The organism is Luteibacter mycovicinus, assembly GCF_000745235.1.
Lineage (GTDB): Bacteria > Pseudomonadota > Gammaproteobacteria > Xanthomonadales > Rhodanobacteraceae > Luteibacter > Luteibacter mycovicinus.
The window spans coordinates 854516-871583 of sequence record NZ_JQNL01000001.1 but is presented as its reverse complement, the minus strand read 5'-3'; the positions used below and the strand labels follow the sequence as shown (position 1 = coordinate 871583).

General features: G+C 65.4%; 18 protein-coding genes. 12 read left to right on the top strand and 6 right to left on the bottom strand.

Going from position 1 to position 17068, the window contains the following annotated elements; all coding sequences use genetic code 11:
• Positions 1 to 65 precede the first annotated feature (65 nt).
• The 3 genes from FA85_RS04030 to hutG all read left to right on the top strand — a co-directional run bounded on the left by FA85_RS04030 (position 66) and on the right by hutG (position 3565).
• Positions 66 to 1325: an NAD(P)/FAD-dependent oxidoreductase gene (locus FA85_RS04030; RefSeq protein ID WP_036111664.1), complete on the top strand. Its 1260-nt coding sequence runs from the start codon at positions 66 to 68 to the stop codon at positions 1323 to 1325.
• 67 nt (positions 1326 to 1392) lie between these two features.
• On the top strand, positions 1393 to 2754 hold the full coding sequence (gene gorA / locus FA85_RS04025) for a glutathione-disulfide reductase (protein ID WP_197056484.1): 1362 nt from the start codon (positions 1393 to 1395) through the stop codon (positions 2752 to 2754).
• Between the two features lie 16 nt (positions 2755 to 2770).
• The gene (gene hutG, locus FA85_RS04020) at positions 2771 to 3565 is read left to right on the top strand and encodes an N-formylglutamate deformylase (protein WP_036111666.1); all 795 of its coding nucleotides are present in this window, start codon (positions 2771 to 2773) and stop codon (positions 3563 to 3565) included.
• 16 nt (positions 3566 to 3581) lie between these two features.
• Here the strand turns inward: hutG and FA85_RS04015 are convergent, their stop codons facing one another.
• The 6 genes from FA85_RS04015 to asnS are packed head-to-tail and all read right to left on the bottom strand — an operon-like array spanning position 3582 to position 8846.
• A complete protein-coding gene (locus FA85_RS04015) occupies positions 3582 to 4004 on the bottom strand; it encodes a RidA family protein (RefSeq protein ID WP_036111667.1) in 423 nt (140 codons plus the stop codon).
• Positions 3994 to 5445, bottom strand: a complete 1452-nt coding sequence (locus FA85_RS04010; protein ID WP_036111670.1) for an aldehyde dehydrogenase — start codon at positions 5443 to 5445, stop codon at positions 3994 to 3996. The genes FA85_RS04015 and FA85_RS04010 overlap by 11 nt, the downstream gene beginning before the upstream one ends.
• Positions 5446 to 5452: 7 nt before the next feature.
• Complete coding sequence (locus tag FA85_RS04005) at positions 5453 to 6241, bottom strand: SDR family oxidoreductase (protein ID WP_036111673.1); 789 nt, start codon at positions 6239 to 6241, stop codon at positions 5453 to 5455.
• Positions 6242 to 6269: 28 nt separating this feature from the next.
• Positions 6270 to 6602 carry a hypothetical protein gene (locus FA85_RS04000; RefSeq protein WP_036111675.1) on the bottom strand — a complete coding sequence of 111 codons (333 nt, stop codon included), beginning with the start codon at positions 6600 to 6602 and terminating at the stop codon, positions 6270 to 6272.
• Positions 6603 to 6609: 7 nt separating this feature from the next.
• Positions 6610 to 7422 (bottom strand): MalM family protein, encoded by an 813-nt coding sequence (locus FA85_RS03995; protein WP_051943425.1) that lies wholly within the window; start codon positions 7420 to 7422, stop codon positions 6610 to 6612.
• A 20-nt stretch (positions 7423 to 7442) separates the two neighbouring features.
• Positions 7443 to 8846 (bottom strand): asparagine--tRNA ligase, encoded by a 1404-nt coding sequence (gene asnS / locus FA85_RS03990; protein WP_036111678.1) that lies wholly within the window; start codon positions 8844 to 8846, stop codon positions 7443 to 7445.
• Between the two features lie 124 nt (positions 8847 to 8970).
• Here asnS and FA85_RS03985 point away from each other — a divergent pair, with 124 nt between their 5' ends.
• From FA85_RS03985 to alr, 9 genes are all read left to right on the top strand, one after another.
• Positions 8971 to 9297, top strand: coding sequence for a HesB/IscA family protein (locus FA85_RS03985; RefSeq protein WP_036111679.1), 327 nt, complete (start codon positions 8971 to 8973; stop codon positions 9295 to 9297).
• 244 nt (positions 9298 to 9541) lie between these two features.
• Positions 9542 to 9964 carry a 30S ribosomal protein S6 gene (rpsF, locus tag FA85_RS03980; protein ID WP_036111682.1) on the top strand — a complete coding sequence of 141 codons (423 nt, stop codon included), beginning with the start codon at positions 9542 to 9544 and terminating at the stop codon, positions 9962 to 9964.
• Between the two features lie 15 nt (positions 9965 to 9979).
• Positions 9980 to 10210: a 30S ribosomal protein S18 gene (gene rpsR, locus FA85_RS03975; protein ID WP_029214018.1), complete on the top strand. Its 231-nt coding sequence runs from the start codon at positions 9980 to 9982 to the stop codon at positions 10208 to 10210.
• 78 nt (positions 10211 to 10288) lie between these two features.
• Positions 10289 to 10735 carry a 50S ribosomal protein L9 gene (gene rplI, locus FA85_RS03970; protein WP_036111689.1) on the top strand — a complete coding sequence of 149 codons (447 nt, stop codon included), beginning with the start codon at positions 10289 to 10291 and terminating at the stop codon, positions 10733 to 10735.
• 422 nt (positions 10736 to 11157) lie between these two features.
• Complete coding sequence (locus tag FA85_RS03965; RefSeq protein WP_156108693.1) at positions 11158 to 12384, top strand: alginate export family protein; 1227 nt, start codon at positions 11158 to 11160, stop codon at positions 12382 to 12384.
• Between the two features lie 120 nt (positions 12385 to 12504).
• Complete coding sequence (locus tag FA85_RS03960) at positions 12505 to 13935, top strand: replicative DNA helicase (RefSeq protein ID WP_036111694.1); 1431 nt, start codon at positions 12505 to 12507, stop codon at positions 13933 to 13935.
• 41 nt (positions 13936 to 13976) lie between these two features.
• A complete protein-coding gene (locus FA85_RS03955) occupies positions 13977 to 14735 on the top strand; it encodes an SGNH/GDSL hydrolase family protein (protein WP_036111697.1) in 759 nt (252 codons plus the stop codon).
• Positions 14736 to 14892: 157 nt separating this feature from the next.
• A complete protein-coding gene (locus FA85_RS03950) occupies positions 14893 to 15861 on the top strand; it encodes a CsgG/HfaB family protein (protein WP_036111700.1) in 969 nt (322 codons plus the stop codon).
• 95 nt (positions 15862 to 15956) lie between these two features.
• The gene (gene alr, locus FA85_RS03945) at positions 15957 to 17045 is read left to right on the top strand and encodes an alanine racemase (RefSeq protein WP_036111702.1); all 1089 of its coding nucleotides are present in this window, start codon (positions 15957 to 15959) and stop codon (positions 17043 to 17045) included.
• Positions 17046 to 17068: the final 23 nt, after the last annotated feature.

Here is a 17068-nt window from a genome sequence, read left to right as displayed (position 1 = left end):
TAAAGCGCACGAGTTTATCTTCCGGACAGGCCGGCCACGGCCATTCACACCGTTAAACTACGTGCATGGATAGATCCCGAAGCGATGTGCTGGTCATGGGCGGCGGCGTGATCGGCCTGGCCTGCGCGCTGTACCTGCTGAAGGCTGGCGCCAGCGTGCGGGTGCTGGAACAGGGTCTGCCGGGCAATGGCAGCTCCCACGGCAACTGCGGCACGATCACCCCCAGCCATGCGGGCCCTTTGACCATGCCGGGCATGGTCGGCACCGCGTTGCGTTCGCTCTGGCACCGCGATGCGCCGCTCTACGTGAGCCCCCGGCCGGACATCGCGCGCGCGCGGTGGCTGCTGGGCTTCGCGCGGCGCTGCACGTGGCGTGACTATCAGCAGGCCGGCGAAGCGCGTGGCGCCATCCTGGCCCGATCGCGCGCCCTGCTGGCCGATCTGGTCGCAGGCGACGGCATGGCCTGCGAGTTCGAAGAGGTCGGTGAGCTCTATGTCTATCGCCACGAGCGGAGCGTGCAGGCGGACCGGCCCCATGTGGAACTGCTGCGGCGCCTGGGCATGGACGTCCGCGTGCTGTTGGGTGACGACGTGCTCGCGCTGGAGCCTTCCCTGCGTGACGGCGTGGTGGGCGGCCTGCTGCATCCGGGCGATGCGCGTCTGCGACCCGACCGCTTCGTCGCCGAACTCGCACGGCGCGTGCGCGAACTCGGCGGCGCGATCGAGACGGGCGCGCGTGTGGACGAGTTCGGCTTCGATGGGGCCCGCATTTCACACGTCAGGACCACGCGTGGTGTTTTCTACGCGGATCGCGTGGTGATGGCGCTGGGCGCGTGGTCGCCGTTGCTCGGCAGACTGCTCGACATCCGTCTGCCGATGCAGCCCGGCAAGGGATACTCGCTGACCTGGGACACGCCGCCCGCGCAGTCGCCCACGCATTCGCTCGTGCTACGTGAGGCGGCGGTGTGCGTCACCCCCTGGGCGAGCGGTTTCCGGCTCGGTAGCACCATGGAGTTTTCGGGCTTCGACGAAGGGCTCAATCCGGTTCGCATCGACGCGCTGCGTCGTGGCGCGGCCGCCTACCTGCGCGAGCCTGAAGGACGCGGTGAAGTGACACCCTGGTGGGGCTGGCGGCCCATGAGCGTCGACGAGCTGCCGATCATCGGTCCGAGTTCGCGCTGGTCCAATCTGGTTTACGCCACGGGGCACGGCATGCTCGGAATCAGCATGTCGGCCGCCACGGGCGAGCTGGTGGCGAACCTCCTTTCCGGGCCCGCGCCGTCACTCGATCCGACCCCCTATGCGCCCTCGCGTTTCGACCTGTGAACCGACGCGCAGTCGTCAACTTCACTCCCGCGGCGCTAGCCTCGCCGTTTGATTTCTGGGAGCTCTTATGACTGTGGAAGCCTTCGACCTCATCGTGATCGGCGGCGGATCGGGCGGCCTCGCGGCGGCGATACGCGCGGCGAAACATGGCGCGAAGGTGGCGCTCGTCGAGCCGTCGGAACTGGGCGGCACGTGCGTCAATGCGGGCTGCGTGCCCAAAAAGGCCATGTGGTACGCGGCGCAGATGTCCGAGGCCCAGTACATCGCTGTGGACTACGGCTTCCATGAGAGTCCCGGCAGTCTCGACTGGCCTCGCTTCATCGACCGACGCGATGACTATATCGAGCATATCCACGCCAGTTACCGTCAGTCGCTCGACAAGGCACACGTCACGCTGGTCCACGAGCGCGCACGCTTCGTCGCGCCGGATCGCGTCCGCGCGGGCGAACGGGAACTCACCGCGCCGCACATCGTAATCGCCACAGGCTCGACACCGAAGAAGCTCGATAAGCCCGGCTTCGACCTCGGTGTGACATCGGACGGGTTCTTCCAGCTGCGCGAATGCCCGAAACGCACGGCGATCGTCGGCGGTGGCTATGTCGCCGTCGAGCTCGCGGGTGTGCTTCGCGCCCTGGGCAGCGAGGTCGACCTGTTCGTCCGCGGGAGGCTGATGAGTGGCTTCGATGAGGAAATCTCGTACCAGCTGGGTGAGGAGATGCAGAAGCATGGCATCGGTATCCATTACACGTGCCAGATCGACGCCGTGCATGAAAAGGACGGCGTTCTTTTGCTCGACTGCGACAAGGGCAGTCATCCCGGTCCCTACGATCTGCTGGTCTGGGCGGTGGGTCGCGAGGCGAATACCGAGTCGCTCGATATCGGCGTCATCGGTCTGGCGACCGATGACGAGGGTCACATCGAAGTCGACGATTTCCAGAACACCAACGTACCCGGGATCTATGCGGTCGGCGACGTGACCCAGCGGCTGGCGCTGACCCCGGTGGCCGTGTCCGCCGGGCGCAAGCTGGCCGACCGGTTGTTTGGAGGAAAACCGAACGCGCGTCTCGACTACCGGAACGTACCTACCGTCGTGTTCTCGCATCCGCCACTGGGCACCGTCGGCATGTCCGAGGAACAGGCCCGGGAGGCCTATGGCGCGGACGTGCACCTGTACAAGCAATCGTTCGTGCCCATGCAGCTCGCCCTGGCGCAGCGGCCGATGAAGGTCCGCTTCAAGCTGATCTGCACCGGCGAGGACTCGCGCATCGTCGGCATGCAGATGCTGGGTCCCGGCGTGGATGAGATCCTCCAGGGCTTCGCCGTGGCCATCAAGATGGGCGCCACCAAGGACGATTTCGACGCGACCCTGGCCGTCCATCCGACCTCGGCCGAAGAGATGGTGACCATGGGCGATCGCGTGCCCGGTTGAGCGCTACACTGAGCCCATGATTCCGTACACCCTTCATCGCGGCAACGCGCCGCTCCTGATCAGCCTGCCGCACAACGGCAGCGCCATTCCCGACGATATCGGCGCCCGCATGAAGCGCCGGGCACGCCGTTCGGTGGACACCGACTGGCACGTGGCCGAGCTTTATGACTTCGCCCGGAGCATGGGCGCCAGCGTCATCAAGCCCTTCGCGTCCCGCTACGTGGTCGATCTCAACCGTCCTTCTGACGGGCATGCCCTGTATCCCGGGCAGGCCGAGACCGGCCTGGCGCCGACGGTCATGTTCGACGGCAGCCCGATCTACCGGCCGGGTGCCGAGCCCGACGCGGCCGAGATCGCCGATCGCGTGACGCGTTGGTGGAAGCCCTACCACCAGGCGCTGGGCGACGAGATCGCCCGCCTGCGCAAGCAGTTCGGGCGTGTCGTGCTGTGGGAAGGCCATTCGATCCGCAGTGAAGTGCCGATGCTGTTCGACGGGCGCCTGCCGGATTTCAACATCGGTACGGTGGATGGCGCCAGTTGCTCGCCCGGGTTGCAGGAGGCGCTGGTCGGCGTGCTCGAGGGGCAGGGCGACTACAGCTTTGCCGTCAACGGGCGCTTCAAGGGCGGCCACATCACCCGTCATTACGGACGACCGGACAAGGGCATCGACGCGATCCAGCTCGAGCTGTCGCAGATCAACTACATGGACGAGGAATCGTTCGAGTATCTGCCCAGGAAGGCGGCCGGGGTGCAGGCGTTGATCGGCGACATGCTGAAGGTGTGCCTGGCTTCGGTTCCCGCGGTTTCCTGAGCCTTTTGGCGAACGCCTACGAAGCGAATGCGGCCACACACTTCAGCTCGATCGCGATCGCCGTAGGCAACGCATTCACCTCCACGGTGGTGCGGCACGCATCCACCCCCGCGAACGCCTCCGCGTAGAGCCGGTTATACGCTTCAAAATCGCCCGCCATATCGGTCAGGTAAACCGTCACATCGACCAGGTCCTCGAACCGGGCGCCGCTGGCTTCAAGCACCGCGCGAACATTGGCGAACACCTGGCGGCACTGCGCTTCGATGTCGTGGCCGACGAGCGTTCCGTCCGCATCGACCACGTTGCCGGGGATCGAATTGTCCGCGGGTACACGCGGGCCGATGCCTGAGAGGAAGAGCAACGAACCCACCCGCCGGGCGTGCGGATAAGCGCCGACGGGCTTCGGTGCGCCCCCGACACGGATGACGTCATGACCCATGGTCGATGCAGACATTTCTGGCCTCTGTGAAAAAACGCATGGCTTCGATGCCGCCTTCGCGGCCGACACCCGACTGACCCGAGCCGCCGAAAGGCGTGCGCAGATCGCGCAGCATCCAGCAGTTGACCCAGACGATGCCGAACCGCAGCCGCGCCGAAAACCGGTGTGCCCGCGAAACATCCCGCGTCCATACCGAGGCGGCCAGCCCATAAGGCGTACCGTTGGCGTTCGCCAGGGCGTCGTCTTCGCTGTCGAAGGGGATCAGCGTGACGACCGGGCCGAAGATTTCCTCCTGATTGGTCGCCGCCTCCGGCGGCAGCCCTTCGATGACCGTGGGTGCGACGAACCAGCCCTCTGCGCAGCGACCGTCCACCTGCACGCGCTCTCCCCCTGTCAGCAGACGTCCGCCTTCCTGGCGCGCACGTTCGATGCATCCCATGACCTTGTCGAAGTGCGCCCGCGAGACCAGTGCGCCGAGATCGCTCGTCGCGTCGTTCGGATCGCCGGTACGCAGTGCGCCGACACGCTCCAGGTAGGCCGAGCGAAAACGCTCGTAGATGCTTCGCTGCACCAGCAGGCGCGATCCGCAGAGGCAGATTTCACCCTGGTTCGCGAAGCCCGAGCGGACGATCGTGCTCATCGCCGCGTCGGAGAAATCGAAATCGTCGAAGACGACGGTGGGATTCTTGCCGCCGAGCTCCAGCGACACCTTCTTGAGCTGCGCCGCCGCCGCGGAGGCGATGGCGACACCCGTGCGCGTGCTGCCCGTGAACGAGACGGCCTTGACGCCCTCGTGCGTGACGACCGCCTCGCCGACGGCGGGCCCCGTCCCGTGGACGATGTTGAGGACGCCAGGCGGGAAGCCCGCGTCGCAGGCCAGTGTGCCGAGCAGCCACGCGGTATACGGCGTCACTTCCGAAGGCTTGGCCACCACGGTGTTGCCGGCGGCCAGCGCGGGGGCGATCTTCCACGTGAACAGATAGAGCGGAAGATTCCACGGACTGATGCAGCCGACGACGCCCAGGGGAAGCCGCAGCGTGTAATTGATGGCGCCGCGCTCCATCGCGTGCGACTCGCTGCTCCATTGCGTCGCGGCGGCCGCGAAGAAACGAAGGTTGGCGATCGCACGAGGGATATCCAGCGTGCGTGCGAGAGCGAGCGGCTTGCCGCTGTCTTGCGACTCCGCCGCGGCGAAGGCGGCGAGGCGCGCTTCGATCCGATCGGCAAGACGGGACAGGCACGCGGCGCGCGCGTCGGCCGGGGTCGACGCCCATCCGGCGGCGGCCTGTGAGGCGGCGCTCACGGCGTCCGCGACGTCGGCCGCATCGGAATCGGGGCACCGGGCAAAGACGTGGCTCGTGGCCGGGTCGATGACGTCGAGATAGCGATCGCCCCGCGGCGCGCGTGCCTTCCCGTCGATGAGGTTGGCGAGAACGATCATGGCTGCCTCAGTTGAGGTTTCGGGTGCGCCCGCCGTCGACAGCCAGGCTCACGCCATTGACGTAGCCGGCGGCCGGACTGGCCAGGAAGGCGATCGCGGCGGCCACCTCGGCCGGTTCGCCGAAGCGCGCCGCGGGAACGCTGGCGAGCAGATCGCGCTCCACGTCCTCGCGGCTGCGACCGTTCCCGCGCCTGGCCTCGATCAGTTCCTCGGTGCGCGAGGTGCGCGTATAGCCCGGCAGCACGTTGTTCACCGTGATGCCGTCGGCGGCCACTTCCGATGCGAGCGTCTTGGCCCAGCCGGCCGTGGCGGCACGTACGGTATTGGACACGCCCAGGTTCGGGATCGGCGCCTTGACCGAGGTGGAGACGACATTGATCACGCGGCCGTAGTGCGCCTCGCGCATGCCGGGCAGGCAGGCCTGGGTAATGACCTGGGCCGCCAGCACGTGCTGGCGAAAGGCTGTCAGGTAATCGTCCGGCGCGGCGGACCATGCGGGGCCTGGCGGTGGCCCGCCACTGTTGTTCACCACGATATGCACGGCATGCAGGCTGACCACTCGCGCGATAGCCGTGGTCAGGCCGGCGGTGTCGAGCATGTCGACGGCGAGGTGGTCGTGGGACTGGCCGGCATACCGGGCGGGCAGCTCGCGGGCGAGGGCGGCGAGCGCATCCGCGGAGCGGGAGAGCAGGGTGACGCTGGCGCCCAGTTCGGCCAGCTCGAAGGCGGTGGCGCGGCCGATGCCTTGCGATGCGCCGCAGATCAGCGCGTGTCGACCGGTGAGGCGAAGATCCATGCGAACTCCCTGCGGCGGGTGAAGGGAATCAGTGTTGCTTCATCGCCCACCACTGTAACGCCATCGCGGCCAACCAGCACGGCCACGCGAGCCAGGGGGCACGTCGCCACAAGGCCTGCCAGCGGTTGAGCTGGTCATCGTTGAACAGGGCGGGAGCGTCCGAGCGCAGGACGCGGCGCACGCGCAGCCAGTTGGACAAGCCGTTCGGGCGACCGGAGTCGGCCTCGACGATGGTTTTCCACTGGTCCGGATAGCGCTTGCGCAGTGTCGCCGTGAAGCGCCACTGCGCAACGATGTGCAGGACAAAGAACGCGACGGCGCCCAGCAAGAGAAGAAGATAGAAGAGAACCGCGGTCTGCATGATCGGGTCAGCTGTCCTTGTCTTTTTTCTTCGCGTCGGTGCCGAGAAGATCGGTGGTCACCACATCGCGAATGGTCGATATGACGCCGTTACCCTGCGACGCCTTCGAGCAGACGGCGTTGCCGATCGCCTTCTTGTACGTATCGTTCTGCATGCCCAGGAACAGCACGCCGTCCGGGCCGTGCGGGATCTTGAAGCTTCCCGCCGAGCTCATCTTGACGGGCGCTTCCGCCGAGAAGCTGCTGGGCGACTGCTCCCAGTAGGTCTGGCTCTTCTGCTGCTTGGCCGACGAATACACGACCAGGTAGCGCGCCTTGTCGTCTTCGACCTTGAACTTGCCGAAGGCGCCCGTCGTCTCGTTGGTCCAGCCCATGTATTCGCAGAGCTGGATGTCTTCCGCGTGCAGCGGCTGGAAGGCGTCGTCCAGCAGCACCATGGTCGGGGCGAAGAGGTAGCTGGAGCTGAGCCAGCGGCCGTTGAGTTCGGCTTTCAGCGCGATCGTGTACGGCATCTGCGCGCCCGCCGGCAGGCGGAACGCGAGGAAGTAGCTGCGGTCGCCGTTGAGATTGGCGACCGGGCTGTCCTTCGTCAGTTCGAACCGCTGCGGCTGCCAGGGCAGCATGTCCTGGTAGGAGAGGTCGGCGAAGCTGCCACAGCACGGCGAGGCGTCTTCGAGCGACTTGCGTGCGGCGTCGATCGCGGCCGTCGTTTTTTCCGGCGGACGGAAGTTCGGCGGCACGATCGCGCCCATCGTATGGCAGGCGGCGAGGCCCAGCAGGGCCACGGCGATCAACAGGGGACGTACGACGTGTGGGGGCATGGTCTTCAGTCGGGGAATGATCAGAACTCGGCGCTCCCTGCCGCGCGAGGGTAGGGGATGGCGTCACGTATGTTGGCCAGGCCGCAGACGTAGACCAGCAGGCGCTCGAAGCCCAGACCGAAGCCGGCATGCGGCACGGTGCCGTAGCGGCGCAGGTCGCGGTACCAGTTGTAGGTGTCCTTATCGAGCTTGAACTGGTCCATGCGGCGGTCGAGGTAGTCCAGGCGTTCCTCGCGCTGAGCACCGCCGATGATCTCGCCGATGCCGGGTGCGAGGACGTCCATGGCCGCCACGGTCTTGCCGTCGTCGTTGAGGCGCATATAGAACGCCTTGATCTCTTCGGGGTAGTTCATGACGACCACGGGACGGCCGATATGTTCCTCGGCGAGGTAGCGCTCGTGCTCGGTCTGCAGGTCGATACCCCAGGCGACCGGGTGTTCGAATTTTTTTCCGGACTTCTGCAGGATCTCGACGGCCTCGGTGTACTGGATGCGCTCGAACGGCTTGGCGATGAACGCTTCCAGGCGCGTGATGGCGTCCGGCTGCACGCGCTCGGCGAAGAACGCCATATCGTCCTGGCGCTCGTCCAGCACGGCCTTGAAGATGCCCTTGAGGAACAGCTCGGCCAGATCGGCGTTGTCGTTCAGGTCGGCGAAGGCCACTTCGGGCTCGACCATCCAGAACTCGGCCAGATGGCGCGTGGTGTTGGAGTTTTCGGCGCGGAAGGTGGGGCCGAACGTGTACACCTTGCTCATCGCCATGGCATAGCCTTCGACGTTGAGCTGGCCGGACACGGTGAGGAAGGCCTCGCGACCGAAGAAGTCCTTTTTCCAGTCGATGCCGCCCTTGTCGTCGCGCGGCAGGTTGGCCAGGTCGAGCGTGGAAAGGCGGAACATGTCACCGGCGCCTTCGGCGTCGGAGGTGGTGATGATCGGCGTGTTGATCCAGAAGAAGCCCTGCTCCGTCAGGATCCGGTGGATCGCCATCATCATGGTGTGGCGGACGCGGGTGACGGCCCCGAACAGGTTGGTGCGCGGGCGCAGGTGGGCGACCTCGCGCAGGAACTCCATCGAGTGCTGCTTTGGCTGAATGGGGTAGGTGAGCGGGTTCTCGACGAAACCGGTGACGTCGATGCGGGTGGCCTGGATCTCGAACGCCTGGCCCTTGCCCTGCGAAGGCACGAGCCTGCCGGTGGCGATCACGCCGGCGCCGGCGGAAAGATGCTTAACGTCGGTCTCGTAGTTGGCGAGATCCGAGGTGGCGACCACCTGGATGGGGGCGAAGCAGGAGCCATCGCTCACGTTAACGAAGGAGAGGCCACCCTTGGACTCGCGCAGGGTGCGCACCCAGCCGCGGACCGTGACTTCGTGTTCGCCTGCGGTCGTACCGCCGGCGAGGGCCTGCTTGACGCTTACCACCGTCATCGATTGAAACTCCAGAAAAGGCGCCGCACATAGGGAGGGCGCGTGGGACGCGACCTTGCATGATAATGTAAGGGTCACGTGAACGGCACCGTTCCCGGGTATATCACGGTAATAAAACGATTTCATGAGCATCCAGATCACTCCCGCCGCCTCCGACCGCATGCGAGCCTTCCTGTCCCGGGCACCTGAGGCCGCGGGCGTGCGTTTCTCCGTCAAGCGAATGGGCTGCTCGGGCTTCGGCTACGTGGTCGACCTGGCCGGCGCCATCGCCGCCGAGGACCAGGTGCTCGATATCGATGGGATCCGCGTCGTGGTCGACCCGAAGAGCCTGCCCCTGGTCGACGGCACTTTGATCGACTTCCAGCGCCAGGGCCTGAACGCCTCGTTCGTCTTCCACAACCCCAACGCCACCGGCGAATGCGGCTGCGGCGAAAGCTTCACCGTCTCGTAAGCCTCGCCGGTAGGAGCGCGCGATGCCTCATGCCAAGCCGTCCGCGCCAGCTCCCGGGCCCGGGGACGGGATTTCGCGGCCAAGGCTCGCTCCTGCCCAGCGGCGGCTGCGCCTCCGCTTGCGGTAGCCCCCTGAATCTCCTTACAATGCGCGGCTGGCCCTCCCCAAAGGAGGGTCTTCTTGCCTCACCGCACGTCGCGGGAGGCTGCCATCCCCGGAAGGGGTGCATCCACAAGGAGTCACCATGCGTCATTACGAAGTCGTGTTCCTGGTCCATCCGGACCAGAGCGAACAGGTGCCCGCCATGATCGAGCGCTACAAGGCGCTGATCGAAGGCGACAACGGCACGATCCATCGTCTGGAAGACTGGGGCCGCCGTCAGCTGGCTTACCCGATCGCCAACCTCGCCAAGGCTCACTACGTGATGCTGAACATCGAGGTTTCGCAGAACGCCCTCAACGAGCTCGAGACGGGCTTCCGTTTCAACGACGCTGTCCTGCGCCACCTCGTGGTCCGCCGCGACGAAGCCGACACCGAGCCGTCCTTCATCCTGAAGAGCAAGGAAAAGGATGAGCAGAAGGGTTCGCGTCGCCGTGACGACGACAGCGACGGCGACGACCGCCGTGGTGGTCGCGACAACGACAACGATCGCGACAGCGACGACTAATCGGGGATCACAGACATGTCCAAGTTCTTCCGCCGCCGTAAGTTCTGCCGCTTCACCGCTGAAGGCGTGAAAGAGATCGATTACAAGGATCTCAACACCCTGCGTCAGTACGTGACCGAGAACGGCAAGATCGTCCCGAGCCGCATCACCGGCACGAAGGCCCGCTACCAGCGTCAGCTGGCGACCGCGATCAAGCGCGCTCGCTTCCTCTCGCTGCTGCCTTACACCGACAACCACGACGTCTGATTTTTCAGGCGTCTCATTTCGGACAACCGTCCTGGCTGCATGGGGCCCAACCCGTGCTAACGAAAGTAAGGAATATTTATGGAACTCATTCTCCTCGAGAAGGTGAAGAACCTCGGCAACCTCGGCGACAAGGTCAGCGTCAAGCCGGGTTACGGTCGTAACTTCCTCCTCCCGACCGGCAAGGCCGCTCGCGCGACCGCCGCCAACCTCGAAGCGTTCGAAGCACGTCGTGCCGAGTACGAAGCCAAGGCCAAGGAACAGCTGGCCGGCGCCGAGGGTCGTGCCGCCAAGCTCGACGGCGCGGAAGTCACCATCGAAGTCAACGCTTCGCCGGAAGGCAAGCTGTTCGGCTCGGTGACCCCGCGTGACGTGGCCGAGGCATTTGTCGCCAAGGGCTACGAAGTCGACAAGAGCGAAGTGATCCAGGCCGAAGGCCCGTTCCGCAACACCGGCGAATACGATGTCACCATCGTGCTCCACGCCGATATCCAGCAGACGGTCAAGGTCAAGGTCGTCGGCGCGTAAGCACCGGCTACCGGCAACACCGAAGCGGGCGCCCTTGTGGCGCCCGTTTTTTTTGCCTCGCGCCGATGGACTCGGACATGCCGCGCTCCGGCAGGAGCCAGCCCTTCCGTGCTCCGGCAGGAGCCAGCCATTCCATCCTCAGGCAGGAGCCGCCGTTCCTTGCTCCGGCAGGCGCCCATCCTTCCGTGCTCCTGTAGGAGCCAGCCCTGCTGGCGACAGCCAACGAAGCGGCGAAGCGGCAACCCTCAATTTGCGTAACATCTCACAAGCCAACGCAGCATCCGTCATCGCCAGGCGTCCGCCTCCCCCAGCCAAAGCCCCACCCAGCGCGGCTTCCGTCAAATCCCGTCCGCCTCCCATTGGCTCCCGCCAACTCCCCCACCTAAAGTCACGCCTTTTGCGCAGTCAGCAAGCGAGCGGTCATGGGCAAGTGGTGGTGGCGGTCATGCATGGGCGTGGCTGGCGGTTCGATCATGGGAATGTCGGCCTGGGCTGCCGATGAGCCGGTCGAGGCGGAAAGCGCGCCCTACATCGAGGCACGCTACCGTTACAGCAATCTCCATTCCGACGGTGCGCCTAAGCGAGGTCACGCCAACACGTTGCGCACGCAGCTTGGCTATCACTGGGTGATCGGCAACGGCTGGAGCGTTTACGGCGAAGGCACCCGCACGTGGGCGCTGTTCGGTCAGCAATACGATGATGGCTCGGCCCGTATCACCCCCTATCCCACCGAAGCGGATCCCGCCTCCACCGGCGTGTCCAATGCGTGGGCGGAGTACCGCGACGATGCTTTCGCCGCGCGCGCTGGACGCCAGTACGTGCTTCTCGATGCCGGCCGTTTCATAAGCAACAACCCATGGCGGCAGAACCTGCAATCCTACGACGGTGTGCAGCTGTCCTGGAAAGCGTGGCAGGGAGCCGACCTGCGCTACTACTGGCTCGGCCGCGCGAACCGTACGCCTGGGTTCGATTTTCACGACCGTGACCAGCGTCGGTGGAAGCTCGCAGCGCACCTGCTGCACCTGGATCAGGCGTTGCCGGTAGGTAAGCTGGCCGCCTACGGTTATTTCATCCGCAACGACACGGTGGCCGCCAACTCCACGAAGACGGTCGGCGCGCGCTGGACGGGCTCCTACCAGCCCGCTGCCAGCGCGGCGAAACTGGGCTGGACCGTGGACGTGGCCCGTCAGTACGACTACGCGAATAACCCCGCGCGGTTCAGCCTCGGCTACCACCTGTTCGAGGTGAGCTACGGCCTGCCAGCACTTTCCGGGCGCGCCGGTGAGGAAAAGCTTGACGGCAACGGGCGCAACGCGGTCAACGTCGCCTACGGCGCGGCTCGCGCCTTCAACGGCTGGGTGGTGGCTTTCCGCATTCCCCGCACCGGCTTACGCGAACGCTACGTCGGTGTCCTCGGCAGCGTCGATGCGGGCCGCAAGATAAGCTGGCAGGTCACGTCGCGGCATTTCCGGGCAGAGAAGGGCGGTGCGCTGCTGGGCCGTGAACTGGACGCGGGCGTGCTGGTAGGGCTGGCCAGGGGCCTGACGCTGGACATCCAATATGGCGATTACCGTGCCTCATCCCACGGCGTCGATGAGCGAAAACTCTGGCTCATCGGCGAATACCGCTTCGGCCAGGCGCCGCGCTGATGGGATAACCCACAAGTTATCCACAGACTTATCCTCTCAAGGTTTGCGACCGGGGCGCGTATCATGGCGTCACGGCGACCCGGGCCCGGGTCATCAGCCGACGGCATGACGAGGTAAACGATGTCCTTCAATCCAGAGCGTGGCGAGCGCGGTGAGCGCGGCGACCGCAAGCGCCGCCGCGAGCGCGAGCCCAGCGCTTTCGAGTCCCTTCGCATCCCGCCGCACTCCATCGAGGCGGAACAGGCCGTCCTGGGTGGCCTGATGTTGTCTCCGGACTCGCTGGACAAGGTGGCCGACAAGCTGACCGACGACGACTTCTACCGTAAGGATCATCGTCTGATCTGGCGCGCCATCAACGAGCTGGCCAACAAGGGCATGCCCTGCGACGCCATCACGCTGGGCGACTGGTTCGTCGCCAACGAAATGGCCGAGATGGTCGGCGGTGCCAGCTACCTGATGGAACTGGCCAACTCCACGCCCAGCGCAGCCAATATCGCCGCTTATGGCGATATCGTGCGCGAAAAGTCGGTACTGCGCATGCTGATCGACGCGGGTACGTCGATCACCGAGGACGGTTTCCGTCCCGAAGGCAAAAGCGTTCAGGAGGTGATGGAGCTCGCCGAGCAGCGCGTGTTCCGTATCGCGGAATCGGGCGCGCGCGGCAAGAAAGACATCGTCTCCGTACGCGAAGCCGTGGGCGAGGCCTTCCGCATGCTGACCGAGCGCTATGAAAAGCGCGGCCAGCTGACCGGTCTGTCCACCGGCTTTACCGATCTCGACGAACTGACCTCGGGCTTGCAGCCGTCCGACCTGGTCATCATCGCGGCTCGCCCGTCGATGGGTAAGACGGCGTTCGCACTCAACCTCGCCGAAGCGGCGGCGATGCGCGGCAAGAAGGCCGTCGCGGTGTTCTCGATGGAAATGTCGGCCTCACAGCTGGCCTTCCGTCTGATCTCGTCGCTCGGTCGCGTGCATGCGCAGCACCTGCGAAACGGCGATCTGGCCGAAGAAGACTGGCCGCGCGTCACGTCGGCGATCACCATGCTCTCCGATGCGAAGATCTTCATCGACGACACGCCAGCCATGTCGCCGGTGGAAATGCGCTCGCGTTCGCGTCGTCTGCAGCGCGAACACGGGCTGGGCCTGATCGTGATCGATTACCTGCAGCTGATGCAGGTGCCCGGCAACAGCGAAAACCGCGCGACGGAAATCTCGGAAATTTCCCGCGGCCTCAAGGCGCTGGCGAAGGAACTCAACGTGCCGGTGATCGCGTTGTCGCAGCTGAACCGCTCATTGGAGCAGCGCGCCGACAAGCGTCCGATGATGTCCGATCTTCGCGAGTCCGGCGCTATCGAGCAGGATGCCGACGTCATCATGTTCATCTACCGCGACGAGTACTACAACAAGGAATCGCCCGATAAGGGCCTGGCCGAAATCATCATCGGCAAGCAGCGTAACGGTCCGACGGACACGGTGAAGCTGGCCTTCCTCGGTCACTACACCAAGTTCGAGAACTGGACGCCGGAATCCTACGTGGGGTCGTTCGACTAGCTTGCTGCTTTGGTTGTCTTTCATGTGTCGGGGATGGGGTCATGAGGCTTAGGTTCTGGGGAATGTCGCTGCTCATGCTCGCCACCGACGTGTCGGCGGCCGAACGTATCGCACTGCCCGACCACCCCACGGCCGACCAGCGCGCGGACATCGAGCAGCGCCTCAACGACTGGCCGCTGCTGGCGCGGTTCGCGAAGGACAACGCAACTTATCCGCCGCCCAGAGCCGGGGAGAAGCGCGTCATCTTCTTCGGCGACTCGATCACCGATTTCTGGGGTCGGCCCATCGGCGAGTTCTTCCCGGGACGGGGCTACATCAACCGCGGGATAAGCGGCCAGACGACGGCACAGATGCTGGTTCGCTTTCGCGCCGACGTGATCGCCCTGAAGCCGGCGGTCGTGGTGATCCTCGCCGGGACGAACGACATCGCGGGTAACACCGGCGCGTCGTCGCTGGGCATGATCGAGGACAATCTGTCGTCGATGACCGAGCTGGCCCGGGCGCATGGTATCCATGTCGTCCTCGCTTCGTTGCTGCCCGTCAGCGATGCGGTCATCAAGGATCAGACGGTGCGCCGGCCGCCCTCGGCGATTCTCGCCCTGAATGCGTGGATCCGTCAGTACGCGGGAGCGGAGCATCTCGTGTTGCTCGATTACGCGCCGGCGATGTCGGACGGCGCGGGCGCCCTGAAGGTCGACTTGACGGACGATGGGTTGCATCCGAACGCGAAGGGCTACGCCGTGATGGCGCCGCTTGCTCAGAAAGCCGTCGATGCCGCTTTGGCGGCGGCGACCGATTAACGCGTTGGCAAATTCCTACACCATTTTAGGACAACGCCCAACAGACGCATGCCTACCTGATCGCTAGCATCGTCCGCTCATTCGACGGCCTTTTCCCGCGTGCGTCCGGGCAGGGTCAAGGTCGTTCAGGGCCGGACGCATCAGGACAGAATCCATCATGGAAATTACCTTCAGGCACGCCGGTGTGGCGTCGCTTGCGCTTGGCCTCACCCTTACGCTTTCCGCGTGCGCCGCCACCAACCCGCTCGTCGCCAAAACGCAGAAGGAGCACGAAGCAAAGGTCGCCGCCATTCCCAAATGCGCACGCAAGCTCGGAAGCATCTCGGTGCTCGAGCCCGAGGGCGACGTGCACTGGTGGACGCAGCAGCAGCTGCCGTCGCCGACCAAACTCATCAAGGTGTTCGTCAACAAGTCCGGCTGCTTCACACTGGTGGATCGCGGCACGGGCATGAGCGCGGCGATGCGCGAGCGTGCGCTCGCGGCCGGAGGCGAACTCCGTGGTGGCGCCAACGTCGGCAAGGGGCAGGTCAAGGCGGCGGACTATGTCATGGTCCCCGATCTGGTTTCGGCCAATGGCAATGCCGGCGGCAGCGCGCTAGGCGCGCTGGCGGGTGGTCTGATCGGAGGTGGTGCCGGGCGCCTCGTCGGTTCCATCAACATCAGTTCCAAGACGTCGGACGTGGTGCTCACCGTCACCGATGTGCGCTCGTCCGAGCAGGTCGCGATGGCGGAAGGCCATGGCGAGAAGAATGACATCGGCCTCGGGGCCCGCGGCTCGTTCTTCGGCAGTCAGGGTATGGGCGGCGCCGGCATCGGTGGCTACGCCAACACCACGATCGGCCAGGTCATCACCATGGCCTACCTCGATGCCTACACCAAGCTGGTCAACGAAATGGGCGGCATGCCGGGCAACGCGTCCGCAGCGAATGTGCGGCAGTCCGGCACGGTTCGCGTGGCGACGCGCATGTTCGCCACGTCCAGCATGAAGGGCAAGGCCGTGCGCTCGCTCGAGCCCGGCATGACGGTCTATCCGACGGGCGACAAGGTCGGAGTCATCTGGGAGGTCGAGGACGAGCACGGCAACCGTGGCTGGATCTCGTCGGAAAACTTCGACCTGGCGCGCTGACCGGCCGGTAACCGCCACCCTCGCGCCACACGGCTGCCCGGTCGATCCGGCTAGACTGGGCAGTCTTCTTCGTCAGCGTCGCCGCATTCAAGCCCATGAGCCGTACCACCGTCGCCACCATCCATCTCGGTGCCCTGCGCCATAACCTCGCTCGCGTGCGGGCACTGGCGGGTACCGCGAAAGTCATGGCGGTGGTGAAGGCCGACGCGTACGGGCATGGCCTCGAGCGCGTGGCCCGCGCACTGGATGGCGAGGCCGAGGCCTTTGCGGTCGCGGCCATTGCGGATGGTCTGCGGCTTCGCGCGGCCGGTCACCGGCAGCGCATCGTCGTTCTCTCCGGCCCCGACACGTCGTCCGATATCGCGGAAATGCAGCGCCTTCGGCTGGACGCACTGATTCATCACGATGCCCAGCTGCCCTGGCTGGCGAAAGCCGATCCTTCGCGAGGTCCGCTGCGGGTCTGGATCAAGGTCGACACGGGCATGCACCGGCTCGGTTTCGATCCGGTGCGTGCACGTGAGGTGCATGCGGCTTTGTCGGCCATGCCAGCCATCGACCCTGAGCTGGGACTGATGACGCATTTCGCGTCGTCGGAGGAATTCGAGGGGCGCGAGACCGCCTTGCAGATCGCCCGGTTCCGCGCGGCGACCGAAGGACTCGACGGCCCGCGAGCGCTGTCCAACTCCGCCGCGGTGCTCGGCTGGCCGGATGCGCGCGCCGACTGGGTTCGCACAGGCGGCCTGCTCTACGGACTTTCCGTGGTCGAGGGCAAATCCGGTAGCGATTTCGGCTTCCGTCCCGTCATGACCCTCGCCACCCGTCTCGTAGCGATCAATCGCCTCGCAAAGGGGGAGCGTGTCGGCTACAACGGCACCTACGAGTGCCCTGAAGACATGCCGGTCGGCGTGGCCGCCATCGGCTACGGGGATGGTTATCCACGCAGTGCCGCCCCCGGCACGCCGGTGTCGATCCATGGCCGCCTGGCGCCGCTGATCGGCCGGGTCTCCATGGATCTCATCACGATCGACCTGCGCGGCATACCCGAAGCGCGTACCGGCGACCGCGTGACGTTGTGGGGTGACGAGCTTCCGGTCGAGACGGTGGCGGCGTCGGCGGGTACGATCTCGTATGACCTGACCTGTGGCATGACCCGTCGGGTACTGTTCGTCGAAGACGAAACCTGAGCGAGCGTCACCCGCGTATCGGT

Bases quoted from the DNA above. Each gene is read 5' to 3' on its own strand.
- FA85_RS04030 (WP_036111664.1), top strand. From the start codon at position 66: ATGGATAGATCCCGAAGCGATGTGCTGGTCATGGGCGGCGGCGTGATC.
- gorA (WP_197056484.1), top strand. From the start codon at position 1,393: ATGACTGTGGAAGCCTTCGACCTCATCGTGATCGGCGGCGGATCGGGC.
- hutG (WP_036111666.1), top strand. From the start codon at position 2,771: ATGATTCCGTACACCCTTCATCGCGGCAACGCGCCGCTCCTGATCAGC.
- FA85_RS04015 (WP_036111667.1), bottom strand. From the start codon at position 4,004: ATGGGTCATGACGTCATCCGTGTCGGGGGCGCACCGAAGCCCGTCGGC.
- FA85_RS04010 (WP_036111670.1), bottom strand. From the start codon at position 5,445: ATGATCGTTCTCGCCAACCTCATCGACGGGAAGGCACGCGCGCCGCGG.
- FA85_RS04005 (WP_036111673.1), bottom strand. From the start codon at position 6,241: ATGGATCTTCGCCTCACCGGTCGACACGCGCTGATCTGCGGCGCATCG.
- FA85_RS04000 (WP_036111675.1), bottom strand. From the start codon at position 6,602: ATGCAGACCGCGGTTCTCTTCTATCTTCTTCTCTTGCTGGGCGCCGTC.
- FA85_RS03995 (WP_051943425.1), bottom strand. From the start codon at position 7,422: ATGCCCCCACACGTCGTACGTCCCCTGTTGATCGCCGTGGCCCTGCTG.
- asnS (WP_036111678.1), bottom strand. From the start codon at position 8,846: ATGACGGTGGTAAGCGTCAAGCAGGCCCTCGCCGGCGGTACGACCGCA.
- FA85_RS03985 (WP_036111679.1), top strand. From the start codon at position 8,971: ATGAGCATCCAGATCACTCCCGCCGCCTCCGACCGCATGCGAGCCTTC.
- rpsF (WP_036111682.1), top strand. From the start codon at position 9,542: ATGCGTCATTACGAAGTCGTGTTCCTGGTCCATCCGGACCAGAGCGAA.
- rpsR (WP_029214018.1), top strand. From the start codon at position 9,980: ATGTCCAAGTTCTTCCGCCGCCGTAAGTTCTGCCGCTTCACCGCTGAA.
- rplI (WP_036111689.1), top strand. From the start codon at position 10,289: ATGGAACTCATTCTCCTCGAGAAGGTGAAGAACCTCGGCAACCTCGGC.
- FA85_RS03965 (WP_156108693.1), top strand. From the start codon at position 11,158: ATGGGCAAGTGGTGGTGGCGGTCATGCATGGGCGTGGCTGGCGGTTCG.
- FA85_RS03960 (WP_036111694.1), top strand. From the start codon at position 12,505: ATGTCCTTCAATCCAGAGCGTGGCGAGCGCGGTGAGCGCGGCGACCGC.
- FA85_RS03955 (WP_036111697.1), top strand. From the start codon at position 13,977: ATGAGGCTTAGGTTCTGGGGAATGTCGCTGCTCATGCTCGCCACCGAC.
- FA85_RS03950 (WP_036111700.1), top strand. From the start codon at position 14,893: ATGGAAATTACCTTCAGGCACGCCGGTGTGGCGTCGCTTGCGCTTGGC.
- alr (WP_036111702.1), top strand. From the start codon at position 15,957: ATGAGCCGTACCACCGTCGCCACCATCCATCTCGGTGCCCTGCGCCAT.